Here is a 15,864-nt window from a genome sequence, read left to right on the forward strand (position 1 = left end):
TTGATTTGGATTATTAGAAATTGATTTTATATATTTGCACTCCAATCGCGAGAATAGCTCAGCTGGTAGAGCGCAACCTTGCCAAGGTTGAGGTCGCGGGTTCGAGCCCCGTTTCCCGCTCTTTGAAATATAAAAATTCATAAAAATCAAATTTTGCCTTGGTGGTGGAATTGGTAGACACGCAGGACTTAAAATCCTGTGTCCATTAGGACGTGCGGGTTCAAGTCCCGCCTGAGGTACTTTTTAATTTGATTTTTACAATTTACACGCGGGAATAGCTCAATTGGTAGAGCGTCAGCCTTCCAAGCTGAATGTTGCGGGTTCGAGTCCCGTTTCCCGCTCTAACTTCTTTCTTAGAAGTGGATGCCTTGGTGGTGGAATTGGTAGACACGCAGGACTTAAAATCCTGTGTCCATTAGGACGTGCGGGTTCAAGTCCCGCCTGAGGTACAACAAAGCTCAAGAATTTATTTTCTTGAGCTTTTTTTATGCTCTAAATAATTATATCTTTATACTCATAAAAAAACTCGTTTTACCATATGATTCAAAAATCATTTCTAAGAAAAACACTCTTTACTCTTACCTTTTTACCTTTATTTTCGTATAGCCAAGAATCGAAAAGTTCGGATGATTTATTTCAAGAAGCGCGTCACAAAGCTTTCGAAGAAAAAGATTATACAACTGCCAAGAAACTTGCATTACAAGCGTTGGATCAGTCGCCAGAATACACAGATATCGCTGTTTTTTTGGGACGAATATATACGTGGAATGATGAAACCGAAGAAGCGAGAAAAGTTTTTCAGAATGTTGAAAAAAACATGGATCCCTCTACCGATTTCTATTTAGCCTACACATCACTTGAATATTGGAATGATAATTATACAGAAGCCGTTTCTATTATTGATCGTGGATTAATTAAATATCCTAAAAATGAAGAATTATTGTTATTGAAAGCAAAAGTTCTTAATTGGAACAATTCTTATAAAGAAGCTTCAAAAACAATCAAAGAATTATTAGCAATTAACCCTAAAAATACAGAAGCACGCGAATTAGCAAATCGAATCGAAATCAATAATACTAAAAACGCAATTGGTGTTAATTACAATTACTCGCATTTTGACAAACAATTTGCAGATGATTGGCATCAAGTTTCGGTAAGTTATAAAAGACAAACTTCGCTTGGTTCATTGATTTTTAAAGTGAATTACGCAAACAAATTTAAAGATAACGGTGTTCAATATGAAATAGAAGCTTATCCAAGACTTTCTAATACATTTTACATGTACGTTGGTGGTGGATATTCCGAAAGTGATGGAATTTTCCCTAAATATCGCACAGGAGCTTCTCTTTACGCTAATTTACCTAAAAGTTTTGAAGCCGAGTTAGGTTATCGTCAACTTCATTTTTCGGATGATGTTTGGATGTTTACAGGATCAATTGGAAAATATTATAAAAATTATTGGTTCAATTTACGTGCATTTGTGACACCAAGTAACAACAACATTTCGCATTCGTATACATTCACAACGCGTTATTATACGGGCGATGCAAACAATTATTTAAGCTTAGCAATTGGTACAGGTATTTCGCCAGAAGATTTTAACAATAATCTTTTAGAGGACACAACTTACAAATTGAAGTCCTTCAAAATTGGAGCAGATTATAATTTTTCAATCAATGATTTAAATTTAATTTCAATTGGTGCTAATTATTACAATCAAGAATATCGTCCAAATCAAAAGGGAAATCAATTTGATGTAAGTGTCTCGTACAGCCGAAAATTCTAATTGATATAACGATTAAATATAGAATCAGGAACCATTTTTTGAGTATTTTTCAAATAATGGTTTTTTGTTTTAAAACTTTTCAATCGATTTTTCAACTCTATTTCCATTTTCGAATTTTGTTCAAAATCTTCTGTTAAATTCTTTTCGATTCGATATAATTTCCCTCCTGACAAATGATAATTCTGGAAAACATAATCATCCAAAATATTTTTATTCTGCATCAACGGAACGCCTTGTTTTCTATAATTTGCTTTACCGTTTTCTAAATTCTGCCCCATCCAAGTCACATAATTCGGTAATTTCAATTTATACGAATCTCTAAAATATGTCACAAAAGTTGGTGCAACATCAAAATGCGTCGCAATATTTGACATCTTTTTCGGTGACTTTAACAAAGAAGAATAGACAATAATCGGAACATGAAAACGATCAATCTTTGTTTCCATCGGAACTTCAGGCATTCGATGATCTCCAGTAATCACAAAAATAGTTTGATTAAAATCTGAACGTTTTTGATAAGCTTCGAAAAAGTTTTTTACAGCTTCATCAACACTCAAAAAAGTAACCAATTGTTGTTTATATTTTTTTACTGTCGTCAAAGTTATCGCATCATAATTTCGGGATTTAATCAAAGTTTCAAACTGTTTATTATATTTCTCAACATTGTTTATTAAGAAAGGACTATGCGTCGCTAACGTCATCAAAACATTAAAATACGGTTGATTATTTTCTTTCTGCGTTGCTAAATATTTTTTGAACACTGAATGATCGTCAAACCCCCAAGAAAATCCATTATTTGATGGAATTTTAGCATAATTATTTTCGTAATCATTTTCATCAATAATTGTTTCAACACCCGAATAATTCAAATATTTTGACATAAAATCAAAATCAGCATCACCACCGTAAAAATAACCAGTTTTATAACCATTACTTTTTAACAAATTATACAAATTGAAATGTTGAGGTAAGTTTTTTTGTTCCATAAAACCATTTTCAGCAAATGGCAAAGACCCCGTCAATCCAGGTAAAACTCCATATGTTCTTCCAGTCGTGCTTAATCCATTTTCCCAATACAAACTCTTTTTCGAAAGCTGATCGATATATGGTGTAAAAGAACCTAAATATGCACCTTCGTTACTAAAAGCTCGTCCCAAACCTTCAATCACAATAAAAACAACATTCGGTTTTTCTGTTGTTAGATTAAATTGATCCGCGAAGAAATTTTTGTTCTCATCTTGATACAAAAATGGATAATTAGTTTTATCAAAATAATGTCGATTATCTTCATTATTTGAACTCGAATTTGAGTTTAAAAAATCAATTTCTGAAAGTTTATCTTCTGCATATTGTTCAATCGAATTTGAAAAAAAATAAGACGACTTACTCAAAATTAGATTAGATGAAAACTCATCATTTTGAGTACTTTTTAAATACAAATTAATTGGAATAATAAGCGATAAAAAACTCAAAATTACTAATGGAAATTGAAGAACTTTTTGATTGATTTTTAATCTATAACTGTAAATAAATATCGTTGTTAAAATAGCAATTGCAGCGATTGATAAAAGAATGTTTGTAACATTTACAACACCTGATGCTCCAATAATTAATTTCAATTCTTCGAACGTATAAGAAAACAAATCTGAACCTAATAAATTGAGCGTTGTTTGAAAATATTTAATCAATAAAACATTTGAAATGATTAAAAAAGAATACGCAAAAATGATCCATTTTTTCGCCCAACTTATCGAATAAAATTGCAGTAAAAAATATGCAAAACTTACCACAAAAATACTATCTAAAGCAAAATCGATATTATGTATGAATAAGTCAAAAAATAAAGTTTGATTAGAAGTTGTTGTAAGATTTTCTTGATAAAGATAAAATTCAAGAATTGTTGACAATCCAAAAAGTAACAAATAAACCAACGAAATAAACGTAGTTTGCTGAGCCAAATTTACAAATCCAAGTTTCAGTTTTTGCCAAATAGATAATTCTTTCGCTTGATTTCCTCCAAAACCTTGTCGCGTCATTTCTCCCCATGAATTATTTTTCAAAAAGAAATCCTTCACCCCTTTCACGCCAGCCATCACAACAAATGGATGAAATGTAAACGGCTCTATAAACGCCGTAAAAAATAATTTCGGAATATCGCCTTTTTTGTGATAAACATTGTACGTCATCAAATCAATCAGAATGGCATAAATCGAATATAAAATTCCGTAAAGCAACACAAAAGCCATTAAAGGAAAGAAAATATGCCAATTAATTAATCCTAAAAAGAATAAAACTACGAAAATTATCCAACCAATGTATTCGATAATCGGCCCTAAAAATTCGAAGAAAAACCAATACGGATAACTCATCATTCCAAGTTTTCCATATTTCGGATTGAAAAATAAAATACGATGTTTCCACAATGTTTCTATCGTTCCACGCATCCAACGATTGCGTTGTTTGGTTAAAATTTCTTTACTTTCTGGCACTTCTGTCCAACAAAGCGGATCGGGAATATTCACCACTTTATAGGCCAATTTTTGTTCATGCATATAACGTCGCATTCGCACAACAAGCTCCATATCTTCACCAACTGTATCGTGATCGTAACCGCCACATTGAAGCACAATTTCACGATCAAAAGCACCAAAAGCACCCGAAATCAGCATCAAACCATTGGCGCGCGACCACGCCATTCTTCCCAAAAGAAATGCTCGAATGTATTCTAACGCTTGCGCTCTTCCTAAACGAGTTTTTGGCAAATTAACATCGACAATTTTTCCGTCAACAATGCTACAATTATTCGCCAAACGAATAACTCCTCCACATGCAATTACTTTTGCTTTTGCTTCATCCATAAACGGTTTTGCTAGCTTCAGAATCGCATCTTGTTCTAAAATACAATCGACATCAATACAAACAATATAATCGTTTGTTGCAATATTAATTCCGACATTTAGCGCATCCGATTTTCCTCCATTTACTTTGTCAACAATAATTAATTTCTTGAAAACAGGATTTGTACTTTTATAAATTGCATTAATTGGTTTCGTTTCGATATTTCCTTCAACGAAATAATCAATTTTAATCAAATCATACGCTTCAATTAATCGTTGCAACGAATCATCTTTGGAACCATCATTTACAATAATAATTTCGAGTTGATTGTAATACAACGACAACAAAGAACGCACGTTCTCCACAATCGTTGCACCTTCATTATAAGCGGGCGCAATAAGGCTAAAAGTTGGCGCATTGGGCGATGTTGCAATAAGCGAATAATCTGTAAAACTGTTTTTTCGTATATAAGATTTTATCGCTCCTTTCGCATAAAAACCTATCCATCCATAGACTAAAATTAATAGGATTGAATAAAAAAGAAAGCCGTAAATAAAAAAATCGAAAGCCGTTTCTATCCAATTCATGATTAGTTTTCTTGGATAATTTGATTAATAATTTGTTTTAATTCAGGAGAGTTTGATTGATGTGCAAGTTTTTGTAAATCGGTTTTTGAACAACAATTATTTAACGCTTTTACACTTGCTTTTTTGACAGAAAATGAAGGATTTTCCTTTGCTTGAGTTTCTAAAAATGTGTTGTTTTCTGGATTAGAAATTTTATCTAAGGCTTTTAAAATTTGAATTTGAAACTTTTCGTTACACGTTTGATATTGTTCAATCAATAGCTTTGAAGTTGAATCATCTTCGATTCTGACTAATGTTTTAATCGTTTCTTCCACAACTTTTTCATCAGAAACATGCAAATTATCTGCGACCAAATCGTGCATTTGCAACAATTGAAACTTGCGAATTAATTTCATAGCAAGAATTTTTACACTTTGATTAGGTGATTTTAACCAACTCGAAATTATGATATCAACCTCATCATTATTCGGTAAAATTGTAATTGCATCCAACAACTTCAATTGCTGCCAATCCGTCAATTGCTCCTGTAAATTGTCCAAAAAAAATAATCCTTCGAAACCCGAAAATTTTGCTAAACCATATTGCGCTTCAGATCGAACTAAATCATTTTTATGTTGTAACATACTTTTGATTTTCGGTAAAGTTTCAACATGATTCATCGTCGTAACTTCCTGTATTGCTTCTGCAATTTCATGATTTTTTTGACTATTTAATTTCTGTAAGGATATTTTTTTTAATTCATAATGGTCAAATAAATTTTGAATACTTTCTTTTGAATTTCCAGAAAAATTTTGTTCCGCTTTTAATAATTTTTTGATAAAATAATGTTTGAATGAACTTGATTTCAAATAATCCGTAAAATCAGTATTCGAATTGGATTGCTCATCCAAAATTGTTTCATAAATTTCTTGATCAATAATAGCATTCCACTTATTTTTCTTTGTAATGGTTTTATATTCAATTATACTTGTCAATAACGTATAAATAATTGTCAAAAAAAGTAAAATAAGTAGAACGTAGATTCCTACGATTAACTCGGTATAGGTTATAATTTGTAGGATAATCATGCTTTTATTTTAGTAATTTCTTCACGCGAACAGACAATTCAATAGGGCTAAATGGTTTCACCATAAAATCATTTGCACCCAAATTAAATGCTTCCACCACCACATCTTCTTGCCCTAAAGAAGACAAAATAATCATTGGTGTTTCGGAATTCTTACTTTTTCTAACAGCACTAATAATCTCCAAACCAGACGCAAAAGGCATCATAATATCGGTAATAATCAAATCAATATCTTCAGTCTCAATCTTACTGATTGCTTCTTTTCCATTTCGTGTTAAAACAACTTTGTAACCTTCTTTTTTCAGTTTGTGCTCAATTGTTTTTAAAATCAATTCATCGTCTTCGGCAATTAAAATCTGCATAATATTGGTTTTTAAATATTTTTTAAATAGTTAATAACTAATTCTATTTCGGTTTTTACTTTAATAATCAGCTGGTTTTCTTGTAGGTAATTGATTGAAGTTGATTTTTCTATTTGTTCGGTTAAATCAGCCAAAATTGTTAGTCCAGCCGTTTTTGCTGTTCCTTTTACTTTATGACCTAATTGATTTAATTCTTCTAAATTTTGTTTGTTGGAATAAGTTTCAAATTCTAGTATAGATTTTTCTAACTCATTAATAATTATATCTATAAATGTTTTTCTAAACGATTCGTCTTCTTTCGTATAATTATTTATCATCGAAAGATCAAGGTGATTTCCAAAATCATTGGTTTCAATCTTTTCATATTGAGAAAAGTCTAACCATTTTTCTAGTACATCAAAAATATCTTTTTCTCGAATTGGTTTTGCTAAGAAATCATTCAATCCAGCATCAAGACATTTTTCTTTTTCGCCTTTTACATTTCCCGCTGTCACTGCAATAATCGGAGTTTCTTGAAAATTGTTTAATAAACGAATAACCTTAGTTGCTTCAATACCATTCATTTCTGGCATTTGAATATCCATCAAGATTAAATCCACCCTATTTTCTTGACAAATCGACACTGCTTCCACACCATTTGCAGCTGTATATAAAATAGAATTTGGCGCAATATTTTTAATAATCTGCTGATTTAAAGCCATATTTACTAAATTATCATCAGCAATTAAAATGTGAAATTGTTTCGAAAAATCTTGCGAAATTTCTTCTTGATTTTCAATTTCTATGGTTTGAATTTCTTTCGAATCAATAATCGTTTTACGCAGCGTATCAAACAATTCTTCAGACTTAATTGGTTTCAATAAACGCGAAGTTATTCCCAATTCTTTTGCTTTCTGAATTAGATATTCATCCTCAGAAGAACTATGCAATAATACTAAAGGAGTTTTTGTGTTCTTTGTTATAAAATACTCTTTTATTTTCTGAATTGTTTCTAAACCATTCAAAACTGGCATGTGATAATCCATCAAAATAACATCGTAAACATCGCCATTCAAAACTTTCTGAAGCGCTTCCATTCCATTGTTCGCAATATCAGATGTTATATTTTTGAACTTCAACATATGTTGCAAAATCATTTGATTACTTTGATTATCATCTACAATCAACACATGATTTATTTCGTCCAAATGATCAAATTGTTGCTCAATATTATATTCGTAATCAACTTCTAAATCAAAGAAAAATGTAGAACCTTTATCTATTTCGCTTTGCAATTCTAGATGACTTCCGAAATAATTTAATAATTTATTCGAAATTGTTAAACCTAAACCTGTTCCTCCGAAACGTTTGCTAACAGTACTATCCTCTTGTGTAAATGCATCAAAAATCTTGGCTTGTTTTTCTGGTTTTATCCCAATTCCTGTATCACGAACAGAGAATCTCAGTTTTGCTTTTTCTCCTTTCACAATTGGTTCAACTTGACTAATTTTTAGTTCTATTTCTCCACTATCCGTAAATTTCACAGCGTTTCCAAGTAGATTAATTAGCACTTGTTTCAATCGAGCTTCATCAATCCAAATAAATTGAGGTAAATTATTATCTATATTCAACAACAATTCAATTTTTTTGTTTTCGGCTTGATAAAGAATCACATTGATTACTTGATTTCCTAACTCGAACAAATTATTTTTTTCTATCGAAACATCCATTCGACCCGATTCAATTTTAGAGAAATCTAAAATATCATTTATTATTGACAACAATGAATTTGCAGAATCATTAATAAAATTCAAATATTGTTTTTGAGTTGGATTAAGCGGCGTTTTCAACAATAAATCAGAGAAACCAATCACACCATTTAAAGGTGTTCGAATCTCGTGACTCATATTGGCTAAAAATTCAGACTTTGCCTTACTAGCGAGTTCAGCATTCTTTTTGGCTTTTTTAAGTTCTTTATTTTTCTTGACAGATTCTGTTATATTTTGCGAAAACATAATCAGACCACCAATCTGTTTTTTGTTGATATACCACGGATGAATCGCCCAGGAATAGTGTTGATCCGTATCATATTTTGGTGTGCGATAAATCATATCTTCATCCGAATAACTTTCACCTTGCAAACAAGCGTCATAAATCGCTTTTCTTTCTGCTGGAACATTGTACATTTCATAATGAGATTTTCCGATCACATTTTTCTTTTTTACTACAAATTCATCACACCATTGATTACTCAAAGTTAGATAATTCATATCCTTATCAAACATTGCAACAGATGCAGGTACATGATTAATAAATGTTTCGAAAATAGCTTTTTGTCGAGCCAACTCTAACGTATAACGTTTTCTCTCATCAATATCCTGAAAAGTTCCAAAAACGCTAACACATTTTCCATTTACGAACTCTGGAATTCCTTTACTTCTTACCCAAATTGTTTTTCCTTTTTGGGTAACTATTTGCAACTCCATATCATATCCGATTCCTTTTTCTACCGCATCTCTAAAAGCTTTCTTTATTTTTGGATAACTACTTTTTGCTTCATAAAAATTGAGTGAAGTTTCTACATTTGGTTCATAATCTAGTTCAACTTCATGGATTTTTTTCGTTATATCAGTCCAAATTAATTCTTGCTTAACTAAATCGTATTTCCAACCTCCAACATTGGCAACTTCGTACGTATGATCTAGTAACTGACGAACACGATTAAGATCTCTTTCCAACAAAGTCCTTTGTGTCATATCAACTGCAGTACTCATTACAACAGGATTTCCTTCGTTATCTTTGTCCAAAATATTATTGTATAACCAATATGTTAACGAACCATCTTTCTTAATCAAGCTCATTAAACCAGAATCTTGCTTTTTACTTAAAATCGTCTCTATATAGATTTGATATTCTTTTTGATTAGATTTTGGGATTAATTTTTTAAGATCCAAATCTTTCGATTCTTCTTCAGTATAACCTATCAATTCTAAACCTTTTTTGTTAATGGATAAAATATTACCATCCAAATCGTGAATCGTCATTAAACCAAGCGAAGAATTGAAAAAATTTCTAAGCTTACGTTCACTGTTTTCTAGTTCCTCCTTTTTAGAGTTTTCAAGTGTAATATCTCGTCCAAATAAGAAAATCTCGTTATCATACGAAGTGTTTAATTTAGTATACCATTCAACCATTTTTTCTTCTTTCGTTTCTATTGAACACATCAAACATTTGAAGTCAATAGAACCTGAATTAGTTTTCAAATCAGCCAAAAACATTTGAACTTTTTTCTTATCCTTTTCCGAAACAAAGTCTAAAAAGTTTTCTGCAATAATTGTCTTTTCATCTTTTATTCCTAAAACCTCTTTAAAAGAAGGATTTATAGATTTTAGAACACCATTAATATCTGCAACTCCAATAAGATTATTAGATATTTTATAGATATTTTGAAAGTAAGAGGCGTCTTTTTTTCGCTTTTTACTAACCAATAATTTGGTGATATTTTTCCCTAGTTGAATCAATAAATTACGTTGTTTTTCGTCCAACGTTCTTGGATGATGATCGTTTACGCACAGGGTTCCCAACGCATATCCATTGTCATCAATCAACGGAACACCAGCATAGAACTGAATATTTGCGGCTTTTACGCCAGCAATATTTTTTGCAGGTTCAAATTTCGTCACATCATCAATCACCAAAATTTCATTTTCTACCAAAGAAAACTGACATATCGTTTGTTGACGCGGAACAATATCTACCTCGATTCCACAATTTGCTTTAATCACTTGATAGTTTTCATCAAAAACAGAAATTAACGCAATTGGCGCATTACAAATCAAACTCGCAGCATTTACAAAAACTTCTAATTCTTCGTCTTTATCATGCGCTTGTAAATTATAATCGTAAACCGCTTGCAATCTTTGCTTTTCGTTCGTTGGGATGGGATAATTTTCCATTTAAATAATAGTTATTTTAAAGGAAAGTAGAGGTGGTTAAAGATAGTACATAAATCCAAATATTCGAAATCAATTATTTCTAAAAATTAAACCAACCTTTTTATTCATAAAATTATCTCTATTATAAATCTAAACTTTAAAAAATATGAAAATCACAATTCCAACTCCATGCAAAGAAAAATTACGAGATGATAATTTTTGTGCGAAATGTCAACATAAAATTACTGACTTTTCTAACCTCACAAATGACGAAATTTAGAATGAATTTCAGAAAAGCAACGTTCATTGTGGTATTTTTCATCCAAGTCAATTAGGTCTAAATCTTTTTAAGAAAACGATTTATAATGTCATGATTTTTTCTGATTTTGAATTAATTAGTACTTTAAAAAAAAGATCAAAAACCTAATACAGCTTGCTATATCTATCCATTACCGATCTATAATTCTATAGAAAATGAATCGATTGAATTTAAAATAATTGTTACTTAAAGTTCGAACACAAGAATTCAAAGTTTTCCAATTTACAATTATTAATTAATGGTGAATTGATAGAACGAACTGTAAAAATTTGTAAAGAATACACCATAAAATCCCATGTTCTAAAAGGTTTGCCAATTGATATTCGACTAGCTTCAATCGAAAAAAACATAGAAATTAATAAAAATTATACAAGCAAAAATCTACCAAAAAAACTAAAATTGAATGGAGCAGATTTCGTAGCGGAAGAAATTATTATGGGAGATATTTCAATAGAACCAACAATACAAGGAATAATGGCTATTAAAAAATAGTTTTTTTGCTTTTATGATTATTTTATTACCTTACTAACACAAAAGGGAATCGAGTGCAAATCTCGAGCTGTCGCGCAACTGTAAGTAGAGAAAAACTATAAGCCAGACCACTTTTTAGATGATGCTTTCGCGATTGAAGCTCAATCAAAACTGCATGTATTTTATTATTTGTTAATTGATTGCACTTGATTTCGAAAGCATTTTTTATTAAAATTTAGTTTAGTATAAAATGCAAAAAGAAGAAATTCAACACATTATTGATCTTAAAACAAAACCGCTTGGAGCCTTAGGTTTATTAGAAAAAATTGCACTTAAAATTGGTTTGGTTCAACAAAAAAAACATTTAGAATTAATCAATCCACATCTGATTGTTTTCGCAAGCGATCACGGAATTGCTCAATCTGGTGTTAGCGCTTATCCTGCGGAAGTTACACCCCAAATGGTTTTTAATTTCCTAAATAATGGGGCAGCAATTAATGTTTTTTGTAATCAAAATGAGATTTATTTAACCATTGTTGATGCTGGTGTAAATTATGATTTCGAGGATTATTCGGTTTTGAAAAATTGTAAAGTAGCCAAATCAACCAAAAATTTCTTGCGCGAATCTGCCATGACCTTGGATCAATTGGAACAATGTTTTGATTATTCGAAGACAATTGTGAACGAAATCGCTCAAAATGGAACAAATATTATTGGTTTTGGCGAAATGGGAATTGGGAATACCTCTTCTGCATCGATGCTTGTACATTATTTGACCGATTTACCGCTTGAACAATGTGTAGGACGTGGAACAGGTTTGAATGATGAGCAATTACAAAATAAAATCAATATTCTAAATCAGGTTAAAAATACACATAGGAAAATTACTGATCCAAAAGAAATTTTAGCCACTTTTGGAGGTTTTGAAGTTGCTCAAATGACAGCTGCAATGTTATCTGCTTATGAACATAATATGTTGTTGATGATTGATGGATATATTGCTTCGTCTGCGATTTTGGTTGCGTCTAAATTAAACCCAGAAATTTTAAACAATACAATTTTCTGTCATCAAAGTGATGAATCTGGACATCAATATTTATTAAATTATTTCAACGAAGAACCAATTCTGAACATCAATTTGCGAGTTGGTGAAGGAACGGGGTGTGCGTTGGCTTATCCAATTATCAAAAGTGCGGTAAATTTCTACAATGATATGGCGAGTTTCGAATCTGCAGGCGTGAGTAACAAAGAAACTGAAGTGAAATGCTAAAAAAAGAAATCGCTTATTTTTTAACCGCATTGATGTTTTTTACGCGAATTCCGATTCCGTTCAAAATTCCATATAGCAACGAAATCATGAATCAATCACAAAAATACTATGCAGCGATTGGTTTATTGGTTGGCGCTTTTAATGCATTGATTTATACAATTTGTCAATTTATTTTACCTATTGATATTGCTATTATTATCACAATGATTACAAGCGTTTTACTGACAGGAGCTTTTCATGAAGATGGTTTCACCGATGTTTGCGATAGTTTTGGAGGCGGTTATGGCAAAGAAAAAATCTTGACAATTATGAAAGATAGCCGAATTGGAGCTTATGGTGTAATTGGTGTTATCTTATTGTTGTTATTGAAATTCACATCACTTCAACATATTGCAGAAAATAATTTTTGGTTGATAATTTTCAGCTTGATTGCAGCACATTCGGTTAGTCGCTTTTTTTCTGGAATGATGATTTATACACACGAATATGTGACAGATATCGACAAAAGTAAATCAAAACCGATGGCAAATAAAGCACTTCCAATAAAAAATCTTATCATTAGTTTTCTTTTCTGTCTTGTGCCTTTTATTGTTTTTGGCGAATGGAAATTCTTGTTGATATTACCACTTTGTTACATAGGAAAAGTTTATTTGGGCTGGTATTTCAAAAAATATATTGGTGGATATACAGGCGATTGCTTGGGAACTGTGCAACAAGTTACCGAAGTTTTGTTTTATCTTGGCGTTTTAATTCTATGCAAGTTTCTGTAATTCGACATACAAAAGTTAATGTTCCTTCATCGGTTTGTTACGGACAAACTGATGTGGAATTAGCTGATACTTTTCATCAAGAAGTAGTACAAATTCATACTAAGATCGAAAACGACTTTGAGATAATTTTTTCAAGTCCACTGAGTCGCTGTCAACGATTAGCAGAAACTTTCTCGAATGAAATTATTTTTGATGAACGATTAAAAGAATTCAATTTTGGAGATTGGGAAATGAAATCGTGGAACGAAATTCCTTCGGAAGAAATAGAACCTTGGTACGCCGATTTTGTCGAAACTAAAACACCAAACGGCGAATCAATGCAAGATATGTCTACGCGACTTTTTGATTTTATGGAAGAGTTACGAAATACTCAACACGAAAAAGTGCTGATTGTTGCACATGGTGGAATCATCCGTTTGATGTGGTGTTATTTGTTGCAAATACCAATCAAAAATGCATTCAAAATACCTATAAATTATGGTGAAATGTTTCAGTTTAATTTAGGAAAAACAAATGAGGAAGATTTTATTTTAAGGAAAGAATAAACTACAAACATTTTATCTTTTCTAACGACTTCCATTCATGTTCGATATTGGTCATCAAAATTGCGTTATCAAACTGAACAGAACCTTTTGGAAAGATTGTTTCATCTTCAAAAAAACTTGATTTCACATGTAAAACTTCCAAAGGTTCTACTCCCCAATTATAGGTTTCGAGTTTTAGACCTTCAAAATTATTTCCATTTGGAGAATAACCGACAGAACCATTCTCGAAGAATTTTGAAACTTCATCCAACGTTTCGAAAATCGAATTAGAATTAAATTCAACAGATTTTTTAGCATCAATTTCAATTCGTGTATCGTCAGAACTCGTGAAATCTAAATGATAATTATCGTTTTCTTCTATAACATTAAACTTCGCAAAATAATGTTTACCAGGAAAAACTCGACCACCAACAAGTGTATTCAATTTTAGAGAAGTATCTCTCCTCGGGATATATACACCTTCTTTTGTCACGCCATTTTCTTCCCATTCAACCGCGATTCGATGCGCTGCATTTTCAGAATTCACTCCTACAAAATCAGGTAAACCTTTTGGTTTTATATCTTTTAATCGAATCAAACAGATTCCAGCAATTGCTTTTCCTTTGTACAATTTTGGGCGAAAAGGTTGAGGTAAAATCTTCTCAATATAGTGTAGTTCTACACAAAAATTGATTAACATTCTACGTTCTATAATACCATGAATTTTGGGGATTTTCATAACTCTATTTTATTATTTTCAATAAATTCATTAATAATTGATTTGAAATTTCTTGTTATATCAAGCTCTAAAATATCTTTTACTGACATCAAGCTTTCTACTTTCCAAGCGTTATTTATAGAATTATATGAATCTAACTTAGAAACTAAATTTTGATAAAAAATATCGTCTCCAATTTCCATTTCAACTTTATTTATAAAATCATTTATTGTAATTGATTCCACAGGCCAATCATTTTCCGCATCAAAAAGTTTAATTGCAACTGTAAAATCTACTTTTGACTTGAAATTATTTCTTTCAATTAGTATAGATAACTCATCAAATGTCATTCAAATTATATTTCCCCCTAATTTCTCAAAAAAAATCAACAAGTCAAATATTTCAAAATTAATTTATTAGAAAAAAGTTGTAAAATTTATTCGAAAAACACTTGCAAAAGTAATATTAATGACCTTATATTTGCACTCACAACGCGGGAATAGCTCAATTGGTAGAGCGTCAGCCTTCCAAGCTGAATGTTGCGAGTTCGAGTCTCGTTTCCCGCTCTTTGAAATATTAAATTCAAAAATCAAATTTTGCCTTGGTGGTGGAATTGGTAGACACGCAGGACTTAAAATCCTGTGTCCATTAGGACGTGCGGGTTCAAGTCCCGCCTGAGGTACTTTTTAATTTGATTTGAAAATTTACGCGGGAATAGCTCAATTGGTAGAGCGTCAGCCTTCCAAGCTGAATGTTGCGAGTTCGAGTCTCGTTTCCCGCTCTGTAAAAGCCGAAGATTAATCTTCGGCTTTTTTTATTTAGAAAAATTTGATTCCTAAAACATAAAAAAACCTCAAACAATCACGTTTAAGGTTTTACTTTTTTATCTAATCGTTGTCTTATTTCGCTTCTTCAGCCAACATTTGTTTATATTTTTTGCCTTCGATTAATCTTTTTTCTGCCCAAATTGTTCCTCCAGGAATAACTGCTGCGATAAAAAAGATCATAAAAATTTTCCAAGACCAATTGTATTTTTCTTTCAATAAATAAACCAATATAATATAAGCTATAAACAATCCTCCGTGTACGCGTCCTGCGTATGTTACCCATGTCGGATCTTCCCAAATATATTTCATTGGCATTGCGATAAAAAACAAAACTATCGCAGAAATAGCTTCTAAATATCCAGTAATTTTAAATAATTTCAACATTCATCTTAAATTTGAAGTCAAAAATAAT

The 15,864-nt window shown here is 31.3% G+C and carries 12 protein-coding genes, 7 tRNA genes and 1 riboswitch; of the genes, 12 read left to right on the plus strand and 7 right to left on the minus strand.

Going from position 1 to position 15,864, the window contains the following annotated elements:
• Positions 1–47: 47 nt before the first annotated feature.
• The 5 genes from B4J88_RS10440 (at position 48) to B4J88_RS10460 (ending at position 1,786) form a co-directional block, all read left to right on the plus strand.
• A tRNA-Gly gene (locus tag B4J88_RS10440) sits at positions 48–120 on the plus strand.
• A 35-nt stretch (positions 121–155) separates the two neighbouring features.
• Positions 156–239, plus strand: a tRNA-Leu gene (locus B4J88_RS10445).
• 29 nt (positions 240–268) lie between these two features.
• Positions 269–341, plus strand: a tRNA-Gly gene (locus B4J88_RS10450).
• 24 nt (positions 342–365) lie between these two features.
• Positions 366–449 (plus strand) — tRNA-Leu (locus B4J88_RS10455).
• 89 nt (positions 450–538) lie between these two features.
• Positions 539–1,786 (plus strand): YaiO family outer membrane beta-barrel protein, encoded by a 1,248-nt coding sequence (locus tag B4J88_RS10460; protein WP_291067590.1) that lies wholly within the window; start codon positions 539–541, stop codon positions 1,784–1,786.
• Here B4J88_RS10460 and B4J88_RS10465 read toward each other — a convergent pair.
• From B4J88_RS10465 to B4J88_RS10480, 4 genes are read right to left on the minus strand one after another with little or no spacing between them, the layout of a single operon-like run.
• Entirely contained in the window at positions 1,783–5,211 is a 3,429-nt protein-coding gene (locus B4J88_RS10465) for a sulfatase-like hydrolase/transferase (RefSeq protein WP_291067592.1), read from the minus strand. The two genes, B4J88_RS10460 and B4J88_RS10465, sit on opposite strands and share 4 nt — an antisense overlap.
• 2 nt (positions 5,212–5,213) lie before the next feature.
• A complete protein-coding gene (locus B4J88_RS10470) occupies positions 5,214–6,278 on the minus strand; it encodes a HEAT repeat domain-containing protein (protein WP_291067594.1) in 1,065 nt (354 codons plus the stop codon).
• A 4-nt stretch (positions 6,279–6,282) separates the two neighbouring features.
• On the minus strand, positions 6,283–6,639 hold the full coding sequence (locus B4J88_RS10475; RefSeq protein ID WP_180905097.1) for a response regulator transcription factor: 357 nt from the start codon (positions 6,637–6,639) through the stop codon (positions 6,283–6,285).
• 11 nt (positions 6,640–6,650) lie between these two features.
• On the minus strand, positions 6,651–10,574 hold the full coding sequence (locus tag B4J88_RS10480) for a response regulator (protein ID WP_291067597.1): 3,924 nt from the start codon (positions 10,572–10,574) through the stop codon (positions 6,651–6,653).
• Between the two features lie 544 nt (positions 10,575–11,118).
• Here B4J88_RS10480 and B4J88_RS10485 point away from each other — a divergent pair.
• From B4J88_RS10485 to cobC, 4 genes are all read left to right on the plus strand, one after another.
• On the plus strand, positions 11,119–11,364 hold the full coding sequence (locus B4J88_RS10485) for a hypothetical protein (protein WP_291067599.1): 246 nt from the start codon (positions 11,119–11,121) through the stop codon (positions 11,362–11,364).
• Positions 11,365–11,372: 8 nt separating this feature from the next.
• Positions 11,373–11,494, plus strand: a riboswitch (cobalamin riboswitch).
• 99 nt (positions 11,495–11,593) lie between these two features.
• On the plus strand, positions 11,594–12,613 hold the full coding sequence (gene cobT / locus B4J88_RS10490; protein WP_291067601.1) for a nicotinate-nucleotide--dimethylbenzimidazole phosphoribosyltransferase: 1,020 nt from the start codon (positions 11,594–11,596) through the stop codon (positions 12,611–12,613).
• Positions 12,607–13,383: an adenosylcobinamide-GDP ribazoletransferase gene (locus tag B4J88_RS10495; RefSeq protein WP_125350481.1), complete on the plus strand. Its 777-nt coding sequence runs from the start codon at positions 12,607–12,609 to the stop codon at positions 13,381–13,383. The genes cobT and B4J88_RS10495 overlap by 7 nt, the downstream gene beginning before the upstream one ends.
• Positions 13,368–13,928, plus strand: coding sequence for an alpha-ribazole phosphatase (gene cobC / locus B4J88_RS10500; protein ID WP_219033720.1), 561 nt, complete (start codon positions 13,368–13,370; stop codon positions 13,926–13,928). Before B4J88_RS10495 ends, cobC begins: the two co-directional genes overlap by 16 nt.
• Before the next feature lies 1 nt (position 13,929).
• Here the strand turns inward: cobC and B4J88_RS10505 are convergent, their stop codons facing one another.
• Both B4J88_RS10505 and B4J88_RS10510 read right to left on the minus strand, forming a co-directional pair.
• Entirely contained in the window at positions 13,930–14,646 is a 717-nt protein-coding gene (locus B4J88_RS10505) for a DUF2071 domain-containing protein (protein WP_038333029.1), read from the minus strand.
• On the minus strand, positions 14,643–14,975 hold the full coding sequence (locus tag B4J88_RS10510; RefSeq protein ID WP_038333026.1) for a hypothetical protein: 333 nt from the start codon (positions 14,973–14,975) through the stop codon (positions 14,643–14,645). Before B4J88_RS10510 ends, B4J88_RS10505 begins: the two co-directional genes overlap by 4 nt.
• 143 nt (positions 14,976–15,118) lie before the next feature.
• On the opposite strand from B4J88_RS10510, the gene B4J88_RS10515 reads away from it, so the two are divergent.
• The 3 genes from B4J88_RS10515 to B4J88_RS10525 all read left to right on the plus strand — a co-directional run bounded on the left by B4J88_RS10515 (position 15,119) and on the right by B4J88_RS10525 (position 15,406).
• Positions 15,119–15,191 (plus strand) — tRNA-Gly (locus B4J88_RS10515).
• A 32-nt stretch (positions 15,192–15,223) separates the two neighbouring features.
• Positions 15,224–15,307 (plus strand) — tRNA-Leu (locus B4J88_RS10520).
• Between the two features lie 26 nt (positions 15,308–15,333).
• Positions 15,334–15,406: transfer RNA gene (locus tag B4J88_RS10525), tRNA-Gly, on the plus strand.
• A gap of 118 nt (positions 15,407–15,524) precedes the next feature.
• Here the strand turns inward: B4J88_RS10525 and B4J88_RS10530 are convergent.
• Positions 15,525–15,836 carry a DUF3817 domain-containing protein gene (locus B4J88_RS10530; protein ID WP_219033722.1) on the minus strand — a complete coding sequence of 104 codons (312 nt, stop codon included), beginning with the start codon at positions 15,834–15,836 and terminating at the stop codon, positions 15,525–15,527.
• Positions 15,837–15,864 lie beyond the last annotated feature (28 nt).

The organism is Empedobacter sp. UBA5036 (assembly GCF_002415215.1).
Lineage (GTDB): Bacteria > Bacteroidota > Bacteroidia > Flavobacteriales > Weeksellaceae > Empedobacter > Empedobacter falsenii_B.